18 protein-coding genes are annotated in these 17,706 nt (G+C 29.2%); 16 read left to right on the top strand and 2 right to left on the bottom strand.

The window, feature by feature from the left end; genetic code table 11:
• Window positions 1-42 precede the first annotated feature (42 nt).
• Window positions 43-1,197 carry an aminotransferase class V-fold PLP-dependent enzyme gene (locus B3W71_RS04710; protein WP_346887787.1) on the bottom strand — a complete coding sequence of 385 codons (1,155 nt, stop codon included), beginning with the start codon at window positions 1,195-1,197 and terminating at the stop codon, window positions 43-45.
• A gap of 362 nt (window positions 1,198-1,559) precedes the next feature.
• On the opposite strand from B3W71_RS04710, the gene yedF reads away from it, so the two are divergent.
• From yedF to B3W71_RS04630, 16 genes are all read left to right on the top strand, one after another.
• Window positions 1,560-2,165, top strand: a complete 606-nt coding sequence (gene yedF / locus B3W71_RS04705) for a sulfurtransferase-like selenium metabolism protein YedF (RefSeq protein ID WP_346887786.1) — start codon at window positions 1,560-1,562, stop codon at window positions 2,163-2,165.
• Window positions 2,166-2,190: 25 nt separating this feature from the next.
• Complete coding sequence (locus tag B3W71_RS04700) at window positions 2,191-2,445, top strand: DUF3343 domain-containing protein (protein WP_346887785.1); 255 nt, start codon at window positions 2,191-2,193, stop codon at window positions 2,443-2,445.
• Between the two features lie 90 nt (window positions 2,446-2,535).
• Entirely contained in the window at window positions 2,536-2,727 is a 192-nt protein-coding gene (locus B3W71_RS04695; protein WP_346887784.1) for a DUF951 domain-containing protein, read from the top strand.
• 102 nt (window positions 2,728-2,829) lie between these two features.
• Complete coding sequence (gene rpsF / locus B3W71_RS04690; protein WP_147521931.1) at window positions 2,830-3,120, top strand: 30S ribosomal protein S6; 291 nt, start codon at window positions 2,830-2,832, stop codon at window positions 3,118-3,120.
• Window positions 3,121-3,130: 10 nt separating this feature from the next.
• Window positions 3,131-3,568, top strand: a complete 438-nt coding sequence (locus tag B3W71_RS04685; protein ID WP_346887783.1) for a single-stranded DNA-binding protein — start codon at window positions 3,131-3,133, stop codon at window positions 3,566-3,568.
• A gap of 24 nt (window positions 3,569-3,592) precedes the next feature.
• Complete coding sequence (gene rpsR / locus B3W71_RS04680) at window positions 3,593-3,874, top strand: 30S ribosomal protein S18 (RefSeq protein ID WP_346887782.1); 282 nt, start codon at window positions 3,593-3,595, stop codon at window positions 3,872-3,874.
• A 183-nt stretch (window positions 3,875-4,057) separates the two neighbouring features.
• Window positions 4,058-4,375: a MazG-like family protein gene (locus B3W71_RS04675; RefSeq protein WP_346887781.1), complete on the top strand. Its 318-nt coding sequence runs from the start codon at window positions 4,058-4,060 to the stop codon at window positions 4,373-4,375.
• Window positions 4,376-4,387: 12 nt separating this feature from the next.
• On the top strand, window positions 4,388-5,383 hold the full coding sequence (locus tag B3W71_RS04670) for a DUF2232 domain-containing protein (RefSeq protein ID WP_346887780.1): 996 nt from the start codon (window positions 4,388-4,390) through the stop codon (window positions 5,381-5,383).
• 3 nt (window positions 5,384-5,386) lie between these two features.
• A complete protein-coding gene (locus B3W71_RS04665) occupies window positions 5,387-7,381 on the top strand; it encodes a DHH family phosphoesterase (protein ID WP_346887779.1) in 1,995 nt (664 codons plus the stop codon).
• A gap of 2 nt (window positions 7,382-7,383) precedes the next feature.
• A complete protein-coding gene (gene rplI / locus B3W71_RS04660) occupies window positions 7,384-7,830 on the top strand; it encodes a 50S ribosomal protein L9 (RefSeq protein WP_346887778.1) in 447 nt (148 codons plus the stop codon).
• 50 nt (window positions 7,831-7,880) lie between these two features.
• A complete protein-coding gene (gene lonC / locus B3W71_RS04655) occupies window positions 7,881-9,782 on the top strand; it encodes a Lon family ATP-dependent protease (protein WP_346887777.1) in 1,902 nt (633 codons plus the stop codon).
• 225 nt (window positions 9,783-10,007) lie between these two features.
• Entirely contained in the window at window positions 10,008-11,339 is a 1,332-nt protein-coding gene (locus B3W71_RS04650) for a replicative DNA helicase (RefSeq protein ID WP_346887776.1), read from the top strand.
• Between the two features lie 130 nt (window positions 11,340-11,469).
• Complete coding sequence (locus tag B3W71_RS04645; RefSeq protein ID WP_346887775.1) at window positions 11,470-11,961, top strand: TM2 domain-containing protein; 492 nt, start codon at window positions 11,470-11,472, stop codon at window positions 11,959-11,961.
• A 108-nt stretch (window positions 11,962-12,069) separates the two neighbouring features.
• Window positions 12,070-13,026 (top strand): 3'-5' exoribonuclease YhaM family protein, encoded by a 957-nt coding sequence (locus tag B3W71_RS04640; protein ID WP_346887774.1) that lies wholly within the window; start codon window positions 12,070-12,072, stop codon window positions 13,024-13,026.
• 389 nt (window positions 13,027-13,415) lie between these two features.
• On the top strand, window positions 13,416-14,804 hold the full coding sequence (locus B3W71_RS04635) for an NAD(P)/FAD-dependent oxidoreductase (protein WP_346887773.1): 1,389 nt from the start codon (window positions 13,416-13,418) through the stop codon (window positions 14,802-14,804).
• A gap of 46 nt (window positions 14,805-14,850) precedes the next feature.
• Window positions 14,851-16,137, top strand: a complete 1,287-nt coding sequence (locus tag B3W71_RS04630) for an adenylosuccinate synthase (RefSeq protein ID WP_346887772.1) — start codon at window positions 14,851-14,853, stop codon at window positions 16,135-16,137.
• 117 nt (window positions 16,138-16,254) lie between these two features.
• Here the strand turns inward: B3W71_RS04630 and B3W71_RS04625 are convergent, their stop codons facing one another.
• Window positions 16,255-17,505 carry an NAD(P)/FAD-dependent oxidoreductase gene (locus B3W71_RS04625; protein ID WP_346887771.1) on the bottom strand — a complete coding sequence of 417 codons (1,251 nt, stop codon included), beginning with the start codon at window positions 17,503-17,505 and terminating at the stop codon, window positions 16,255-16,257.
• Window positions 17,506-17,706 lie beyond the last annotated feature (201 nt).

Raw genomic sequence — 17,706 nt, 5'->3', positions numbered from 1 at the left:
TATTACCATAAAGCGGAATTTAATACATGTATTATTAAATGATTATGACCTTTTGATAATTAAATTTATGCAAGATAAAATATAAGATATATCTTTTTCATCATTAAAATATCCAAAACTAAATCTTAAAGTTCCATTAGGGTAAGTTCCTATAGTTTTATGAGCTAAAGGAGCGCAATGAAGTCCTGTTCTAGTTATAATATTATATTCAGAGTCAAGAATAAATCCAAGTTCATTATTATCTATTCTAGATGAATTTATAGATATAGTTGAAGTTCGATTTTCAGTATTTAGATGTCCATAGACCTTCATAGTAGGAATATTTAATATACCATCAATAAATTTTTGTGTTAGATAATCTTCGTGCTCTTTAATTGCAGATAATCCTTCACTTTTAATAAAATTTATTCCAGCAAGGAGACCAGCTATACCAGGAGCATTAATAGTACCACTTTCAAACTTATCAGGTAAAAAATTAGGCTGAATTATATCAGAAGAAACACTTCCTGTACCACCAACTATTAAGGAAGAGCAAACATCATTCATTAAATCATCTATAATAAATCCGCCTATACCTTGAGGCCCTAACAGACTCTTATGTCCAGTAAAGGCTAATGCATTACAATTTAATTTTTGAAAATCTAAATCAAGAACACCAGCAGTTTGAGCACTATCAATAATAAAAAATATATTATTATCCTTGCATATTTCCCCAATAGTAGCTAAGGGCTGAATAGTACCAATTATATTAGAACCATGAGATAGGGTTACGAGTTTAGTATTATCTTTGATTTTACTTTTAAAATCTTCTATATCAATTTCGCCTAACTTATTACATTGAATTATATCTAGTTCAATTATACCTTTAGATTTTAGTTCATTTAAAGTTCTAAGAGTACTGTTATGATCCATAGAAGATGTTATAACATGCCAACCAGGTTTAATTACACCTTTAATTAAAATATTTAAAGACATAGTAATATTAGATGTGAATATTACATTTTTAGTGTCGTTGAAATTAAAAAATTCGCATAAAGCATTTCTACATTGAAATATTACTTTATTTCCTTTTAATGATGATGTAGATGCACCTCTTCCAGGATTACCACCTATATTCCTCATATAATTAAGAATATCATTATAAACAGAATCTGGTTTCGGAAAAGATGTAGCAGCATTATCTACATAAACTTGCATAATATTACCTCCTAGTTTAAATTTATAATATAGAAATATATAATAAATAGAGTTTATATATTATAAATTTAAATATGATATATTCTATACATTTGATATAATTAATTTAATATACATAAGTTTTAATAAAGTTTTTATACTGAATTTATTTAAAATAATGGATTATATTAGAAAATATAAATAAATTTTATTTATTTAGACTTATATATAAAAAGTTAACTTAAATAACTTATTACAACACAATCATACAACATTATAATAAATATATACAACATTATATTGATATATTTATTTGGAGATAATAGTTAATAAATAGTAATCATATATAAAATGATAATAATTTTAATAGGGGGAAAACAACTATGAAAAATGTTAATAATATAATTGATTGTAAGGGTCTAAATTGTCCAATTCCAGTAGTAAATACAAAGAAATATTTCGATAACTTAGAAAGTGGAGTTGGAGTAACTATTGTAGATAATGAGGTTGCAAAAAATAACGTAGTTAAATTTGTGAGAGGAAATGGATTTACCTATGAAGTAGAAGAAAAAGAAGGTAATCTATTTTATATAACAATTACAAAGGGTAAAGCAAAAGCAGAAGAGTTAAAATTGGAAAATGATACAAGTAGAGAAGAGATATTTACTATTGTTATAGGATCAGATAAATTAGGAAATGGAGATGATGAATTAGGGGTAGCTCTTATGAAGAGTTATTTATTTGCACTTTCTGAAGCAGAAGTCGTACCTGATAATTTACTATTTTTAAATGCTGGAGTAAAACTAGTAGTTGAAGGAGCGCTTACTCTTGATAGTATAAAGAGATTAAAAGAAAGATGTGTAAATGTACAAAGTTGTGGTCTTTGTTTAGACTTCTATGGATTAAAGGATAATCTTGAAGTTGGAGAAATTACTAATATGTATGCAATAATTGAAATGATGAACAAAGGAAGAACAATAAAACTATAATAATTAATGCTAGGAGATATAAGGAATGAAGGAATTTTTAATTGTAACTTTTAATAATACCCATGAAGCTATGAAGGCAGAATCAGTTTGTGTTAATGAGAAGATTAAAGTTACTATGATGCCAACCCCAACATATATAACTAAAAGTTGTGGCATAAGTTTAAAGACTGATATAGATATTATAGATAACTTAAAGGAAATGATAAAAGATAAGAAGATGGAATATAAAGCTATTTATCATTTTAAAGATAATAAGCTAGTAGAGATAAATATTGACTAGTACAATATAAAATAATTAATTATAATAATGTTAAAATAATATAGTTTACAGATGTTGCGAATTGGAAACAATGATATATAGGAGAGATATATGAAAGAATTTGATTTAAATGATATTGTAGAAACTAAAAAAACACATCCATGTGGTAGTAATAAATGGGAAGTAATTAGAGTGGGTGCAGATATAAAAATTAGATGCACAGGATGTGATAGAATTGTTATGATTCCTAGAAGTAAATTTGAAAAGAGTATAAAGAAAGTTATTAAAGCTGAGGAAAGTTAAAATAATAATATTGACTTAATAGATGTACTATGATATAATTTGATGATGTAATCCCTGCTGTGAAAATCACAGCCGTTAGTCCGGGGGGAGGAGGTGAAACTAATGAGATCATATGAAACTATATTCATATTACACCCATCATTAGACGAGGAGGCTGTTAAAGCTAACGTTGAAAAATTCAAAGGTGTAATAGAAAACAATGGTGGAGAAGTTGAAAGTGTTGACGTTTGGGGTAGAAGAAAGCTAGCTTACGAAATCGCAAAAGTTAACGAAGGTGTATACACATTAATCAACTTTAAAGCTGATGCTGAATTACCTAAAGAATTAGACAGAGTATTCAGAATTACAGATGGTGTTATAAGACATATTATAATCAATCCAGAAAGCAAGTAGGTGGTAGTTAATGAATAAGGTTGTTTTAATCGGAAGATTAACCAAAGACCCAGAGTTAAAATTTACTCCAGGTACAGGTACAGCTGTAGCCACATTTACAATTGCAGTCAATAGAAGATTTAAGAAGGAAGGTCAACCTGATGCGGATTTTATACCTGTAGTAGTATGGGGTAAACAAGCTGAAAGTACTGCAAACTACATGAGTAAAGGTAAACTTTTAAGTGTAGCTGGTAGAATTGAAACTCGTTCTTATGAAGCTAAAGACGGTGGAAGAAGATATGTTACTGAAGTAGTAGCTGATGAAGTAAGTTTCCTTGAATGGGGCGGCAATAAAACATCAGAAATGAATACTGGAGCTGTTTCTCATAATAATTCATCAATACCATCAGATTATTTTGGTGGCGGAGATATGACTCCAATTGATGATGGTGAGGATATGCCATTTTAATAATTAGGTAAGGAGGTAAGTGCAATGGCTTATGATAGAAATGATAGAAATGATAGAAATGATAAAAGTGATAGAAGAAGAGGCGGAAACAGAAAAAGAACTAAGAGAAAAGTATGTGCTTTCTGTATGGATAAAGCAACCGCTATAGATTATAAAGATATCAATAAATTAAGAAAGTACGTTACAGAAAAAGGTAAAATATTACCAAGAAGAATTTCTGGAAACTGCGCTAAGCACCAAAGAATGCTAACTGTAGCTATTAAAAGAGCTAGAAACATAGCATTATTACCATTCACAACTGAATAGTAATAATTAATTTGGTTAAACAAACATATAATTGATATAAAACTAGTGAATCATTGTCATTCACTAGTTTTTTGTTTTAACTGCATATAACTGTGAAATAAAGGTAAATATATCTATAATTAGTTGCATTAATATTAAAAAAATTTTACAATAGACTTATAGCCTAAAGAAAGGATGATTCTTATGAGACGGGAAGAGTTTAATATTATGTCCAATATAAAAGTGATAGAAGGACTGAAGGCAGAATTAGTTTGTATTGTAGGTGATTTCTTTAAATTATTAAGTAGAGGCAGTAATGTAGCACAAGATGCAATATTAGATTGTATATCAGGGGCGGTAATAATATTATATATTTTAGCAGAAAAGTTAGGATATTCTCATTTGGCAATTGATGAAACTATGAAGAAAAAATTAAAAGTTGGGATAGTAGAAGGGGATCCTCTTGAGAAAAATGGTAAAGAGTTGAGTAAGCTTTATGATCATATAAGAGAAAGAAATTAAGGGGAGGATGTTATGGAACAAAAGATTAATACAAAAGGTTTAACAGAAGCTGCATTGATGGCAGCTCTTATAGCTATAATAAATATTGCAGCGTCAACTATTCCATTTTTATATGTAATAGGTCTAATAGTGTTACCAATCATAGTAGCTCTTATTTATTATAGAAATGGAATAAAATATTCTATAGGAGCTATAGTGGTAAGTACCATAATAATTTCCATGTTACTGAATCCAATTTTAGCTATAATTTCAGGGATATCTTATTGGATAGTAGGTACGGTTTTAGGCTATTGCTTAAAAAATGGAAAGAAAACATATAATACATTAATAGCATTGATTATAGCATGTATTGTATCTACGATAGTTGAAGTATGGTTAACTAGTGTGCTTGTTAGTAATATAAGTATATTTCAGTTTATAAATAATGAATTGAAGACATACATAGATATGTTCAATGAATATATAAATCAAACTAAAGATATATATATTAGTAAAGGAATAAGCGGAGCACAGTTACAAATACTTGATCAAATTTCATCTATATTTACAGTAGAATTTTTAGCTATGCTCATACCAACAACAATATTTATAACTGGATTTATACAAGCATATGCAACCATATTATTTACACAAGTTATATTTAGGATATTTAAATATACGGAAATAAAATCATTGAGGTTTTCAGAATTTTATATATCTAATTTAGTTGGAGCTGCATTAATTGCTATTATTAGTATAGGTGCAATAATAGGAAGCAAGGGAGTTACATGGGGCCTATTTTTGTATAACTCTACTATGATGTTAACAATTATTGTGTTATCTATTAATGGAATAGCAGCAACTGATTATTTTTTAATTAAGAAGATTGGAATGCCTAAAGGTACAAGAATACTTTTGTTAGTCCTTTTATTTATGATAGGATCACCTATAGTTTTTGGGATAATAGGTTTTATAGAAATGATGTTAGACTTTAGAAAATTAGATCCATATAGAATCAGAAAGGCGTAATATATGAATAAAGAAAATTTTAAAGAAATATTATCTAACTTCATAAAAAATAAAATATGTATACTTATAGTAATTATATTATTTATAGTATTTTTTATATCAGGTAAATTAATTCTTTCTAATGTAATTCTTTTAATATATATAGCTCTTGTGCTATATACCATTTCCTATAATGATGGTAAGGAAAAAATTAACGGTAATATTGAAAACATAACATATAAAATTAACTCTATTAAGTCTACAGCTTTTTCTAAGGTACCTTTTCCAACTATGTTCTTGTCAGAGAGTGGAGAAATAATATGGTATAATGAAAGTATAGCATCACATTTAGAAAATAATGATATAATTGGAAAAAATATAAAAGAAATAATAAAGGAACTAAACATAAAATTAGTATTAGAAGGAAAAAAGTCTGAATATAAAGATATAACATTTATGAATAGAAACTATGATATTTATTTAGGAGTTATTGAAAATCATGATATTAGTGATGACAATAAACTTATAAGAGTTTGTTTTGATGATATTACAGACAGTATTGATTTATTAAAACAAATTAATGAAACCAAAGAAAGTGTAATGCTTATCGAAGTAGATAATCTTGATGATGTTATTAAAACCACAGAAGAAGGGTTAAGGCCTCAACTTATAGCTGACATAGATAGAACTATAAATAATTATGCAAATAGCCTTCAAGCTCTAATAAGAAAATATTCATCGAACAAATATGTATTAACAACTAAAGATATTAATATAGAATTTGAGATGAATAAGAAGTTTGATATATTAGATACAATTAGAGAAGTAAGTAGTGGAAATAAACTTACAGTAACATTAAGTATAGGGGTAGGTAGAGGAGGAGAGACTCCAGCTCAGAATAATGAATTTGCAACCATAGCAAAGGATTTAGCCCTTGGTAGAGGTGGAGATCAATGTGTAGTCAAGAGCTTTGAAAAGATATCTTTTTACGGTGGAAAGACTAAGGAAGTTGAAAAAAGAACTAAGGTTAGAGCTAGAGTAATTGGGCATGCACTTTTAGAACTTATAAATGAAAGCAGCAATGTAATCATAATGGGTCATCATAATCCAGACATGGATTGTCTGGGTGCAGCAATAGGTATGTATAGTACAATACGTTCTTTAAATAAAGAGTGCTATATAGTTATGGATGAACCTCATGATGCTGTACAATATATGTTAGACAGGTTAGATGAGGATGAAAACTATAAAGATACATTTATAAATATAAGCACAGCTAAAAATATAAAAAATGATAAAAGTTTATTAATATTAGTTGATGTTCATAATAAAAGTTATGTACTTTCTATGGAAGTAGTAAATTCTTTTAGTAGAATAGTAATTATAGATCACCATAGGAAAACAAAAGATTTTATACAAGGTGCAATATTAAGTTATGTGGAAACTTATGCATCATCAACATCTGAATTAATAACAGAATTAATTCAATATATGGTTGAAAAACCAAAACTAAGAGAGATAGAAGCAGTGGCTCTATTAGCGGGAATATGTTTAGATACCAAAAATTTCTGCTTTAAAACTGGGGTAAGAACCTTTGAAGCGGCAGCCTTTTTACGAAGATTAGGTGCTGACACTGTAAATGTAAAAAGAATATTTAGTGAACCTCTAAATGTTTATATAACAAGAGCTGATATAATAAAAACTGCAAAAGTAAAAGATAAAATAGCTGTAGCTAAATGTCCACCAGAAATATCAAATTCTGTATTACCTGCGCAAGCCGCGGATGAATTGCTAAATATTACAGGTATTCAAGCCTCCTTTGTTATTGCTAAAATAGAAGAGGACACTTATATAAGTGGAAGATCCTTAGGTGAGATAAATGTTCAAGTAATACTAGAATATTTAGGTGGTGGAGGACATTTAACAATGGCTGCAGCTAGAATTAAAGATATCACACAAGAGCAAGCAGAAGAATTATTAAATGATGCTATAGAAAAATACTTAAGGAAGGATGAATAATAATGAAAGTTATTTTATTACAAGACGTAAAATCAGTTGGAAAAAAAGGTGAGGTTGTTAATGCATCTGATGGATATGCAAGGAATTTTTTATTTCCTAAAAAACTAGCACAGGAAGCAAATGATGTTAACATGCATATCTTAAATAAAAAAAATGAAGCTGATAGAAAGAAAAAATTAGCTGAAATAGAAGAAGCTCAAAAAGTTGCTAATGAGCTAAAGGATAAAGAAGTAGTTATTTATGCTAAGTCAGGGGATAATGGAAGATTATTTGGAGCTATAACAACAAAAGATATTTCTCAGGAAATGGAGAAGCAATTAAATATAACAGTAGATAAGAAAAAAATAGTAGTTAACACTATTAAGACAATGGGATCATATGATGTAGAAGTAAAACTATATCCTGAGATATCAACTAAAATAAAGGTAGTTATAAAAGAGCAGCAATAGATTCTAAAAACCGAGGGGAGGAAAGCATAGAAGGAGTAAAAAATCTTTCTATGCTAATAATTTTGAATATAAATTCAGTTGATCAATTAAATAATTTTAGTTTAGAAGAAGAACTAACTATGGAAGTAGAAATAGAAGTTTTATGCGAAGTTATGTACAAGCTTTTAGATGAAGGAACAATCAGAGGTAGATCAGTAAAATTTAAGGTTCAAAAACACTTAAATAGTAAAGATATGTATAGAAAGCTTTACGCTATAAATAAGATAGTTACTAATGGAAAAGGAATTAATATTCCACCAACTGAAAGTAATGTAGAACAAGTTTTAAAAGAAACTAGCTTAGAAATAAGTGAGCTTTTAGCTAAAAGATATGTACAAAACAAATTAGATGCAGAAGTAGAAAAGCAGATTATAGACAAGCAGGAAAAGTATATAGATGAAGTAAGACTAGGAATTATAAAGAAGCAAAGAGGCCCAGAAAATAGTAAAACACTAAAAAAATATGCAGAATTAGAATGCCTAGATGAGAAACATTTAACTCAAAATATTATGAGTATGCTTAGACCTGAAAGCTTTTCAGAAATAATTGGACAAGAGAGAGCTATTAAATCTTTGATATCGAAGATGGCATCTCCATACCCACAGCATATAATTTTATATGGACCACCAGGGGTAGGTAAGACTACAGCAGCTAGAATTGCCCTTGAAGAAGTTAAGAAGTTAAATCATACTCCATATAATAAAGATGCAAAATTCGTAGAGGTAGATGGGACAACTTTAAGATGGGATCCAAGAGAAATATCAAATCCACTATTAGGTTCAGTACACGACCCTATATATCAAGGTTCAAAGAGAGATCTAGCTGAAAGTGGCACTCCAGAACCAAAGACTGGATTAGTTACAGAAGCACACGGTGGAGTTCTGTTTATAGATGAAATAGGAGAGTTAGATTATACTCTTCAAAATAAATTATTAAAGGTTCTAGAGGATAAAAGAGTTGAATTTTCATCATCTTATTATGATCCAGATGATGAAAGTACGCCTAAATATATTAAATATTTATTTGAAAAGGGAGCTCCAGCAGATTTTGTTCTAATAGGAGCTACTACTAGAGAACCTAACGAAATTAACCCAGCTTTAAGATCAAGATGTACAGAAGTCTATTTTGAACCACTATCTTCTATAGATATAGAAAAAGTTGTATTAAATGCAGCTAAAAAGTTAAATATTAAATTAGAAGATGGTTTAGCAAAGGAAATAAGCAGATATACTATAGAAGGTAGAAAAGCTGTAAATATACTTGCGGACGTATATGGTTATGTATTGTTAAATAATGAAGATAGGGAAAATGTAGTTATAACTATTTCTGACTTTAATGAAGTAGCATCTAATAATAGATTAAGACCATATGAAGATATTACTGATTTGAATTCTAAAGAAGTTGGTCAGATTTTTGGTCTTGGAGTATCTGGATTCTTAGGTTCAACTATAGAAATAGAATGTGCAGCTTTTGAAGCTAAAGAAAAAGGTAAGGGAACTATTAGGTTTAATGATACTGCTGGTTCTATGGCTAAGGATTCTGTATTTAATGCAGCTTCTGTAATAAGGAAGGTTACGGATAAGGAAATTAAAGACTATGATATTCATGTAAATGTAATTGGTGGTGGAAAAATTGATGGTCCATCAGCAGGTGCAGCTATAACAACATGTATTATAAGTACCCTTTTAAATAAACCATTAAGACAGGATATTGCTATTACTGGTGAAATATCAATAAGAGGTAAAGTAAAACCAGTAGGTGGAGTATTTGAAAAAATATATGGAGCAAAAAGAAAGGGTATAAGGCAGGTAATAATTCCGAAAGATAATTTAAAGGATGTTCCAGCTAATATCGAGAATATAGAAGTTACAGCTGTATCAACAATAGAAGAACTTTTAGAAATAGTATTCTAGAGAATGAAATTATTAAAACCCTGTAATATACTTATGCAGGGTTTTAATTTTATTTAATGAAGATTAAAGTCAATAATTTAATATTAAAAATAACTATTTGGATTTTTCAAGAACTCTATTATAATGAAGAAGGAGAGTTTTCTATTAAATAATTTAGAAAGCAATATTTATTCCTTAAGAGTGCATATAGGAGTTTTCTTTTAATATATTGCAGGAGGTAATAATATGAGTGACTCACTTAGAACAATGCCACAAAATATAGAAGCTGAGCAATCAGTAGTAGGATCTATGCTGATAGATAGAAATGCTATTGCACAGGCCACTGAAGTTCTTTCAGCTGAAGATTTCTATAAAGATGCTCATAAGACTATTTTTAAGGCTATAAGAGATTTATATAATAAAGATATACCTGTAGATATGATAACTTTGGTAGACTATCTAAAATCTAATGATACACTTGAGCAAGCTGGAGGAGTAACTTATATTATGGAGATAAGTACTTCTGTACCATCTACAGCTAATCTATCTTCATACATAAAAATTGTTGAAGACAAATCAACTCTTAGGAGGCTAATAAGAAGCTCAACAGAAATAATTGAAAATAGTTATAATAAACAGGATGATGTGGAATCAGTAATAGACTTGGCAGAAAAAAATATATTTAATATATCAGAAAAAAGAAGTACTAGTGATTTTGAATCCATGAGTACTGTACTTGAAAGAGGATTCTTAGAAATAGAAAAGATTTTCAATAATAAAGGTCAAGTAAACGGAATAGCTAGTGGATTTAAAGATTTAGATACAAAAACATCAGGTTTTCAGAGTGGAGATATGATACTTATAGCCGCAAGGCCATCTATGGGAAAGACTACATTTTGTCTTAATATAGCTCAAAATGCAGCTATAAGGGATGGAAGGAAGGTAGCTATATTTTCATTAGAAATGAGTAAGGAGCAGTTAGCCTATAAGCTCCTTTGTGCAGAATCTAATGTAGATATGGTAAAGCTTAGAAATGGTGACTTAGATGATAGGGATTGGGAAAATATAGCGAGGGCTTCAGGTCCACTTGCATCTGCTGGAATATATATAGATGATACTGCAGGTATTTCTATTATGGAGATGAGATCTAAATGTAGAAGACTTAAAATAGAGCACGGAATAGATCTAATCATTATAGACTATCTTCAGTTAATGTCAGGAAGTAACCCTGACAACAGACAACAGGAAGTATCAGAAATATCAAGGAGTATAAAAGCTTTAGCAAAAGAAATGAAGTGTCCAGTAATTGCTTTATCTCAGCTATCTCGTGCACCGGAACAAAGAGCAGATCACCGTCCTATGCTATCAGATTTAAGAGAATCCGGTTCTATAGAGCAGGATGCAGATATAGTTATGTTTTTATATAGAGAGTATTACTATAGTAAGGAAAAAGAGGATGAGAACTTAGCTGAATGTATACTAGCTAAACATAGAAATGGTGAAGTTGGAACTGTAAATTTAGCATGGATAGGTAAGTATAGTAAATTTGGTAATTTAGATTTAGTACATCAAGATTAATTTTAAGTAGTATTAGATTTTAAAAAAACAGAAATAATTATAAATCTATATCATTTATAATTATTGCATATACTGAAGCCCTATTACATAAAGATATATTAGATATACTTTATGTGAGGTGAGATTACTCATGGTAAATGAAATAAAGAATAATAAATTAATAAATATTGAGCTTGATAATGAGAATGAGGTAGGTTTTCAAAAGTATTTGGAATTAGATGATATTACTATAACAGAAGAATATGAAGATGATATTGTAAGCATAGATAATAAGGATATTATGGAAAATACAATGGATAGCAATAATCTAAGTGAAGAAGTAATAGAGATTAAACCTAAAGAAGATGTGAAGGAAAAAAGCAAAGGTTTTACATTAAAATCTAAATGTGAAGGCTATAGTAAAAAAAGCTGGGGAGCAACCTTAGTATTTTGTATACTTTTAGGGTTTATAGGTTTTCATAGATTTTATGTCGGAAAGGCAGGTACTGCAATATTGATGCTACTTACACTAGGTGGCTTTGGTATATGGATTATAGTAGATTTAGTATCTATAATAATAAATAGCTTTACAGATGAAGATGGTAAAATTATTAAAAGAAAACATGCTATAGAGCAAAATTAAAAAGATGTGGTAAAACATATCTTTTTTTAGGTATTGTTGAATAATTTTGATAAATTTGATAATATTCATCTTATATAGTACATTAAGTAAAATTTAAGGAGAACAGTTATGGAAAATAAAAAAATTGGTGAGTTTAATAAAGGGGATAGAATTGAAAATTTCTTCTTAGTAAAGAATGCGGAGTGCAAAATAACTAACAATAGTACTACTAATAAATATTTAGATCTTATGTTAATAGATTCAACTGGAGAAATCAATGCAAAGCTATGGGAGTGTAATGAAAATATTGAAGCTTTAATAAAAGATAATATGCTTGTAAAAGTAAGAGCTGTAGTTAATGAATATAGAGGAAAGCTGCAGTTAAAAGTAGAGAAAATCAGGCCTTCTACAGTAGAAGATAATATTAATATAGATGAATTTATACTAGTTGCTCCTTATAAATCTGAAGATATGTTTGAAACTCTATTAGATTATATAGAAAAAATAGAAAATAAAGATATAAAAAGAATCACTGAGAATATTATAAGTAAGTTAAGTTATAAGCTAATGCATTATCCAGCGGCAAAATCTAATCATCATGCAATTAAAGGTGGTCTTCTATATCATATAACAACTATGCTAAAGGCTGCAGAAAAGTTATTAGATATATACAATTATTTAAACAAGGATTTACTGTATTCAGGAATAATTCTCCATGATATAGCTAAAATCATGGAGATGGAATCTAGTGAATTAGGAATTGTATCTAAGTATAGTACAGAGGGTCAATTATTGGGACATATAATACAAGGTATTAGTTTAATTGAAACTGCAGCTATGGAAGTTAATGCAGATAAAGAAATAGTTATGTTGTTGCAACACATGATATTAACACATCACTATGAACCAGAGTATGGAAGTCCTAAGAAGCCGATGATACCTGAAGCAGAAATGTTACATCACTTAGACGTATTAGATGCTAGAATGTATGATATGCGTAAAGCTACTAAAGATTTAAATCCAGGGGAATTCTCTGAAAAGGTATATAGTTTAGATGGAGTAAGTATATATAAATCATTCATATGATTACGAATAATATAAATATAAAAGTGTAATATATTCTAGAGGGATATATTACACTTTTTATACTTGTATTTTATATTATAGTAAATTTATTAAAGATAAATATATTGGGCATAAAAGTATTTAATAATAAGAAGTTATTAATTAGAAAGATAAACTCATTTAAAATACGTTATAAAGCCATTTATCATAATAAATATAAAGTTTAATTTATATTTATTATGATAAATGAAGTTAAATATTCTAAAGAAGAATAAGATAAATAAATGTTGGGAAAAATAAACTGTTAAAGAAATAATTTGACGAAGGATTTTTCGAAACATCAAAAAAACATTCGTATTTTTGTTGAAAATACTATTCCTCTTTGTTAAGATATTTATGGGGTGATTAACATGTATAAAAATTATGATATTATAATTGTTGGTGCAGGAGCTAGTGGGGTTTTCGCCGCTTATGAGTTAACTGTATTAGGTTCAAAGGCTAAGGTACTAATGATAGAAAAAGGGAATAGGCTAGAAAAAAGAAAATGTCCTATAGATGGGATAAAGGTAAAGTCTTGTGTCCATTGTAAATCTTGTGATATCATGAATGGCTACGGTGGTGCTGGAAGTCTTTCAGATGGTAAGTATAATATAACTAATAACTTTGGTGGAGATTTATATAAGTATGTAGGTAGACAACAAGCTCTAGATCTTATGTATTATGTAGATAAGGTATTATGCGATCATGGTGGAAGTGATGCAAAGCTTTATTCAACTGCTGATAGCACGTTAAAAACTGAGGCACTTAAACATGACCTACATCTTTTAGATGCTAAAGTTAGACATCTTGGTACTGATAGAAATGTGAAAATACTAGGTAATATATATAATAAAATAAAAGATAATATAGAAATGAAATTTAATACAGAAGTTATAGATATAGGAAAACAAGGTGAAGAATTTATTGTAAAAACTAATGACGAAGAGTTTAGATGTAAGGATATAATAGTTGCAACAGGAAGATCAGGGTCTAAATGGATAGCTAAGGTTTGTACTAAGCTTGGAATAGAGAGTAGAAGTAACAGAGTTGATATAGGGGTTAGAGTGGAACTACCTGCAGCTGTATTTGAACATATAACAGAAAAAGTATATGAAAGTAAAGTTGTATACAGAACTAAGAAATATGGAGATTTAGTTAGAACATTTTGTATGAACCCACATGGTGAGGTAGTTAGTGAAAATACCAATGGGATAGTTACAGTAAATGGTCATAGTTATTCTAATCCAGAACTTCATACAGAAAATACAAACTTTGCATTATTAGTTACTAATAATTTTACAGAACCATTTAAGAATAGTAATGAATATGGTGAATCCATAGCAAGGCTTAGCAATATGTTAGGTGGTGGAGTATTAGTTCAAAGATTTGGTGATTTAGTACAAGGTAGAAGAACAAATGATCATAGAATGAATAAGAGTTTTACTATTCCAACATTAAAAGCTACACCAGGAGATTTAAGCCTAGTTATACCTAAGCGTCAATTAGATGCCATAATAGAGATGATATATGCTTTAGATAATATAGCGCCGGGAGCGGCTAATGAAGATACATTGTTATATGGTGTAGAAGTTAAATTCTACAATTCAAATATAGAAGTGGATAATAATTTAGAAACAAAAGTTAAAAGCCTTTACGTATTAGGAGATGGCTCTGGAGTTACACATTCACTATCGCAAGCATCTGCTAGCGGAGTTTATGTTGCTAGAATATTAAATGATAAGTACAGTGAGCTATTTTAATTTATAATAAGTTTTACTAATAAAGTAAAAGAAAGTGAGGAAAAGTATGTCATCATTTGTAGTATTAGGAGCTCAATGGGGAGATGAAGGAAAAGGTAAAATGACTGACTATCTTGCAGAAAGTGCAGATGTAGTTGTTAGATTCCAGGGAGGAAATAATGCAGGTCATACTGTAGTAGTAGGAGAGAAGGAATATAAACTACACTTAATTCCATCAGGAATACTTTATGAAGATAAACTTAATGTAATAGGTAACGGAGTTGTTGTAGATCCAGAGGCTTTATTTAAAGAAATGGATTATTTAAAAGGATTAGGAGAAAATATAACTCCTAAGAGATTAATTATAAGTGATAGAGCTCAGGTCATAATGCCTTATCATAAGATATTGGATGCTCTTAAAGAAGAATCACGAGGAAAGAATGACATAGGAACTACTAAAAAAGGTATAGGTCCATGTTATACTGATAAAGTTGAAAGATGTGGAATAAGAGTTTGTGATCTTATTAAGCCAGAGGTTTTAAGAGCTAAATTAGAAGAATACCTACCAGAAAAGAATGATCAAATAGTTAAACTTTATGGTGGAGAAGCTCTAGATTTAGAAGAGATTTATGTTAAATATAATGCTTATGGTGAGAGAATAAAATCATATGTAGATGACGCTTCAGTTAGAGTATTTGATAGTATAAAAGCTAATAAAAACGTATTATTTGAGGGAGCACAAGGAACACTTCTTGATATAGACTTTGGTTCATATCCTTATGTAACATCTTCTAATACAGTAGCTGGTGGTATATGCACAGGTGTTGGTATAGGACCAACTATGATAGATAGTGCTGTAGGAATTGTAAAAGGATATACAACTAGAGTTGGAAAAGGGCCTTTCCCAACAGAACAAGAGAATGAAGTTGGAGATTGGATAAGAGAAAAAGGGTTTGAGTATGGAGTTACTACTGGAAGAAGTAGAAGATGTGGATGGCTTGATCTTGTTATATTAAAAAGTGCTGCTAGGGTTTCTGGTTTAACTAGTTTTGGTATAACAAAAATTGATACACTTGCAGGCCTTGATAAAATAAAAGTTTGTGTAGGATATAAGTTAGATGGAAAGGTGATAGATTACTTCCCAGCTAGCCTTGAAGATTTAGCAAAATGTGAACCTGTGTATGAGGAGTTCGATGGATGGGATGAGAGCATAAAGGATTCTAGAGCATATGAAGAGCTTCCTCAAAATGCAAAGATATACTTAAAGAGAATAGAAGAATTTACTGGTGTTAAGATATCCATAATATCAGTAGGACCAAAGAGAGACCAAACTATGAGGATAGCAGAACTATAGGTATATAGCTAATTTTATATGATATAAAGTTTAAAAACTGATAAGAAATAAATTTATTTCTTATCAGTTTTGTTCTCTATTAATTATAACTTTAAAGGACATATAGTTATGCCAATTTTATTTGGGAACATTACCCCTTAGAGAGTCATAAATACCCTTTACAGCGGCGCTAGACGAGCTCCAGCACCATTGTAGATTAAACCCACCACAATCACCATCGATGTCCAGTATTTCACCACCAAAGTATAAGCCAGAAGTTAATTTAGATTCCAAAGTTATAGGATTTACTTCCCTAGTATCTATTCCCCCTACAGTAACCTGAGCATTTTCAAAAGAGTTAGTATCAGTAACTTCAAACTTCCAATCGCATAAAAGTTTATAAAGTCTATATCTATATTCATATTCTACGGAATATGTAGGTATATGAATATCAGTGATTCCGCATTCTTTTAAGATAATAGGAATAAGCTTTTTATTTATAATGCCTATTAGATTATCTGAGATACTTCTATATGAAAATACTGCAAAGTGTGTTTCAAAGAAATCTAGTATATGGTCATAATCTGAATTTAGTAAATTTACATTTATATAAACTAATGATTTATTTAAAACTCCTTTAGATGCAATTCTACTAAGTTGCAGAATTGGAGGTCCTGATATACCATAATCGGTGAATAAAATTTCACCGAACTCTTGCCTTTTAACTTCACCATCTACCTCTATATTACAGTGACTTTCAAATTTAACTCCAGAAATAGCTTTAAGTCTATCATAATTTAACCTTAGCTGAACTATACCAGGAGTACATTTTACTATACCATGTTCAAGATTTTTAGCTAATTTATAACCAGAGCCATCAGAGCCAGTTTTAACATAACTTTTTCCTCCAGTACATAAGAGAATTTTTTTACAGGTGTATGTATTAGAAGAAGTAATGACTTCAAAGAGTCCTTTTTTTGTTTTAGTAATATTAAGAACTTTTTCATCCATATAAGTGGGTATATTTCTCTCAGATAAATTCATTCTAAGTATATCTATTACGGAAGAAGCCTGTAGAGATAAAGGGTATATTTTCCCAGATTCTAATGTACATGTATATATCCCTATAGACTTAAAAAAATTAAGAGTGTATTCTAAATCATAAGTATTAATAATATCTTTAAAGAAATTGTCATTATCACTATGAAATCTCGATAATGTTAAATTCTCGTTAGTTAAGTTACAACGTCCGTTACCAGTAGTTAATAGTTTTCTACCTATTCTATCACTACCATCTATTATTGCTACATCTATGCCTAAATCACTTGCTTTAATTGCAGAGACTATACCACAGGATCCAGCACCAACAATAATTAAGTCATGATACAAAATAAAATCACCTCAAGTCTTTAAATATATTTTTTAACATACTAATTAATATATTAACTATAGTATATAAAATTATACTATATATTGAAACTATAAATATAAGGTTATGATTAAATTATAATATAGAAATAAACAATATATTTTACATATAAAAATTTGCAGAAAAAAATAAAAAAAAATATTTTTGAAATTTTGTTGACA

The sequence above is a fragment of the Clostridium sp. UBA1056 genome, from assembly GCA_002316385.1.
Lineage (GTDB): Bacteria > Bacillota > Clostridia > Clostridiales > Clostridiaceae > Clostridium_J.
The sequence above is the reverse complement of the archived record's forward strand: the minus strand, read 5'-3'. Positions and strand labels throughout refer to the sequence as shown.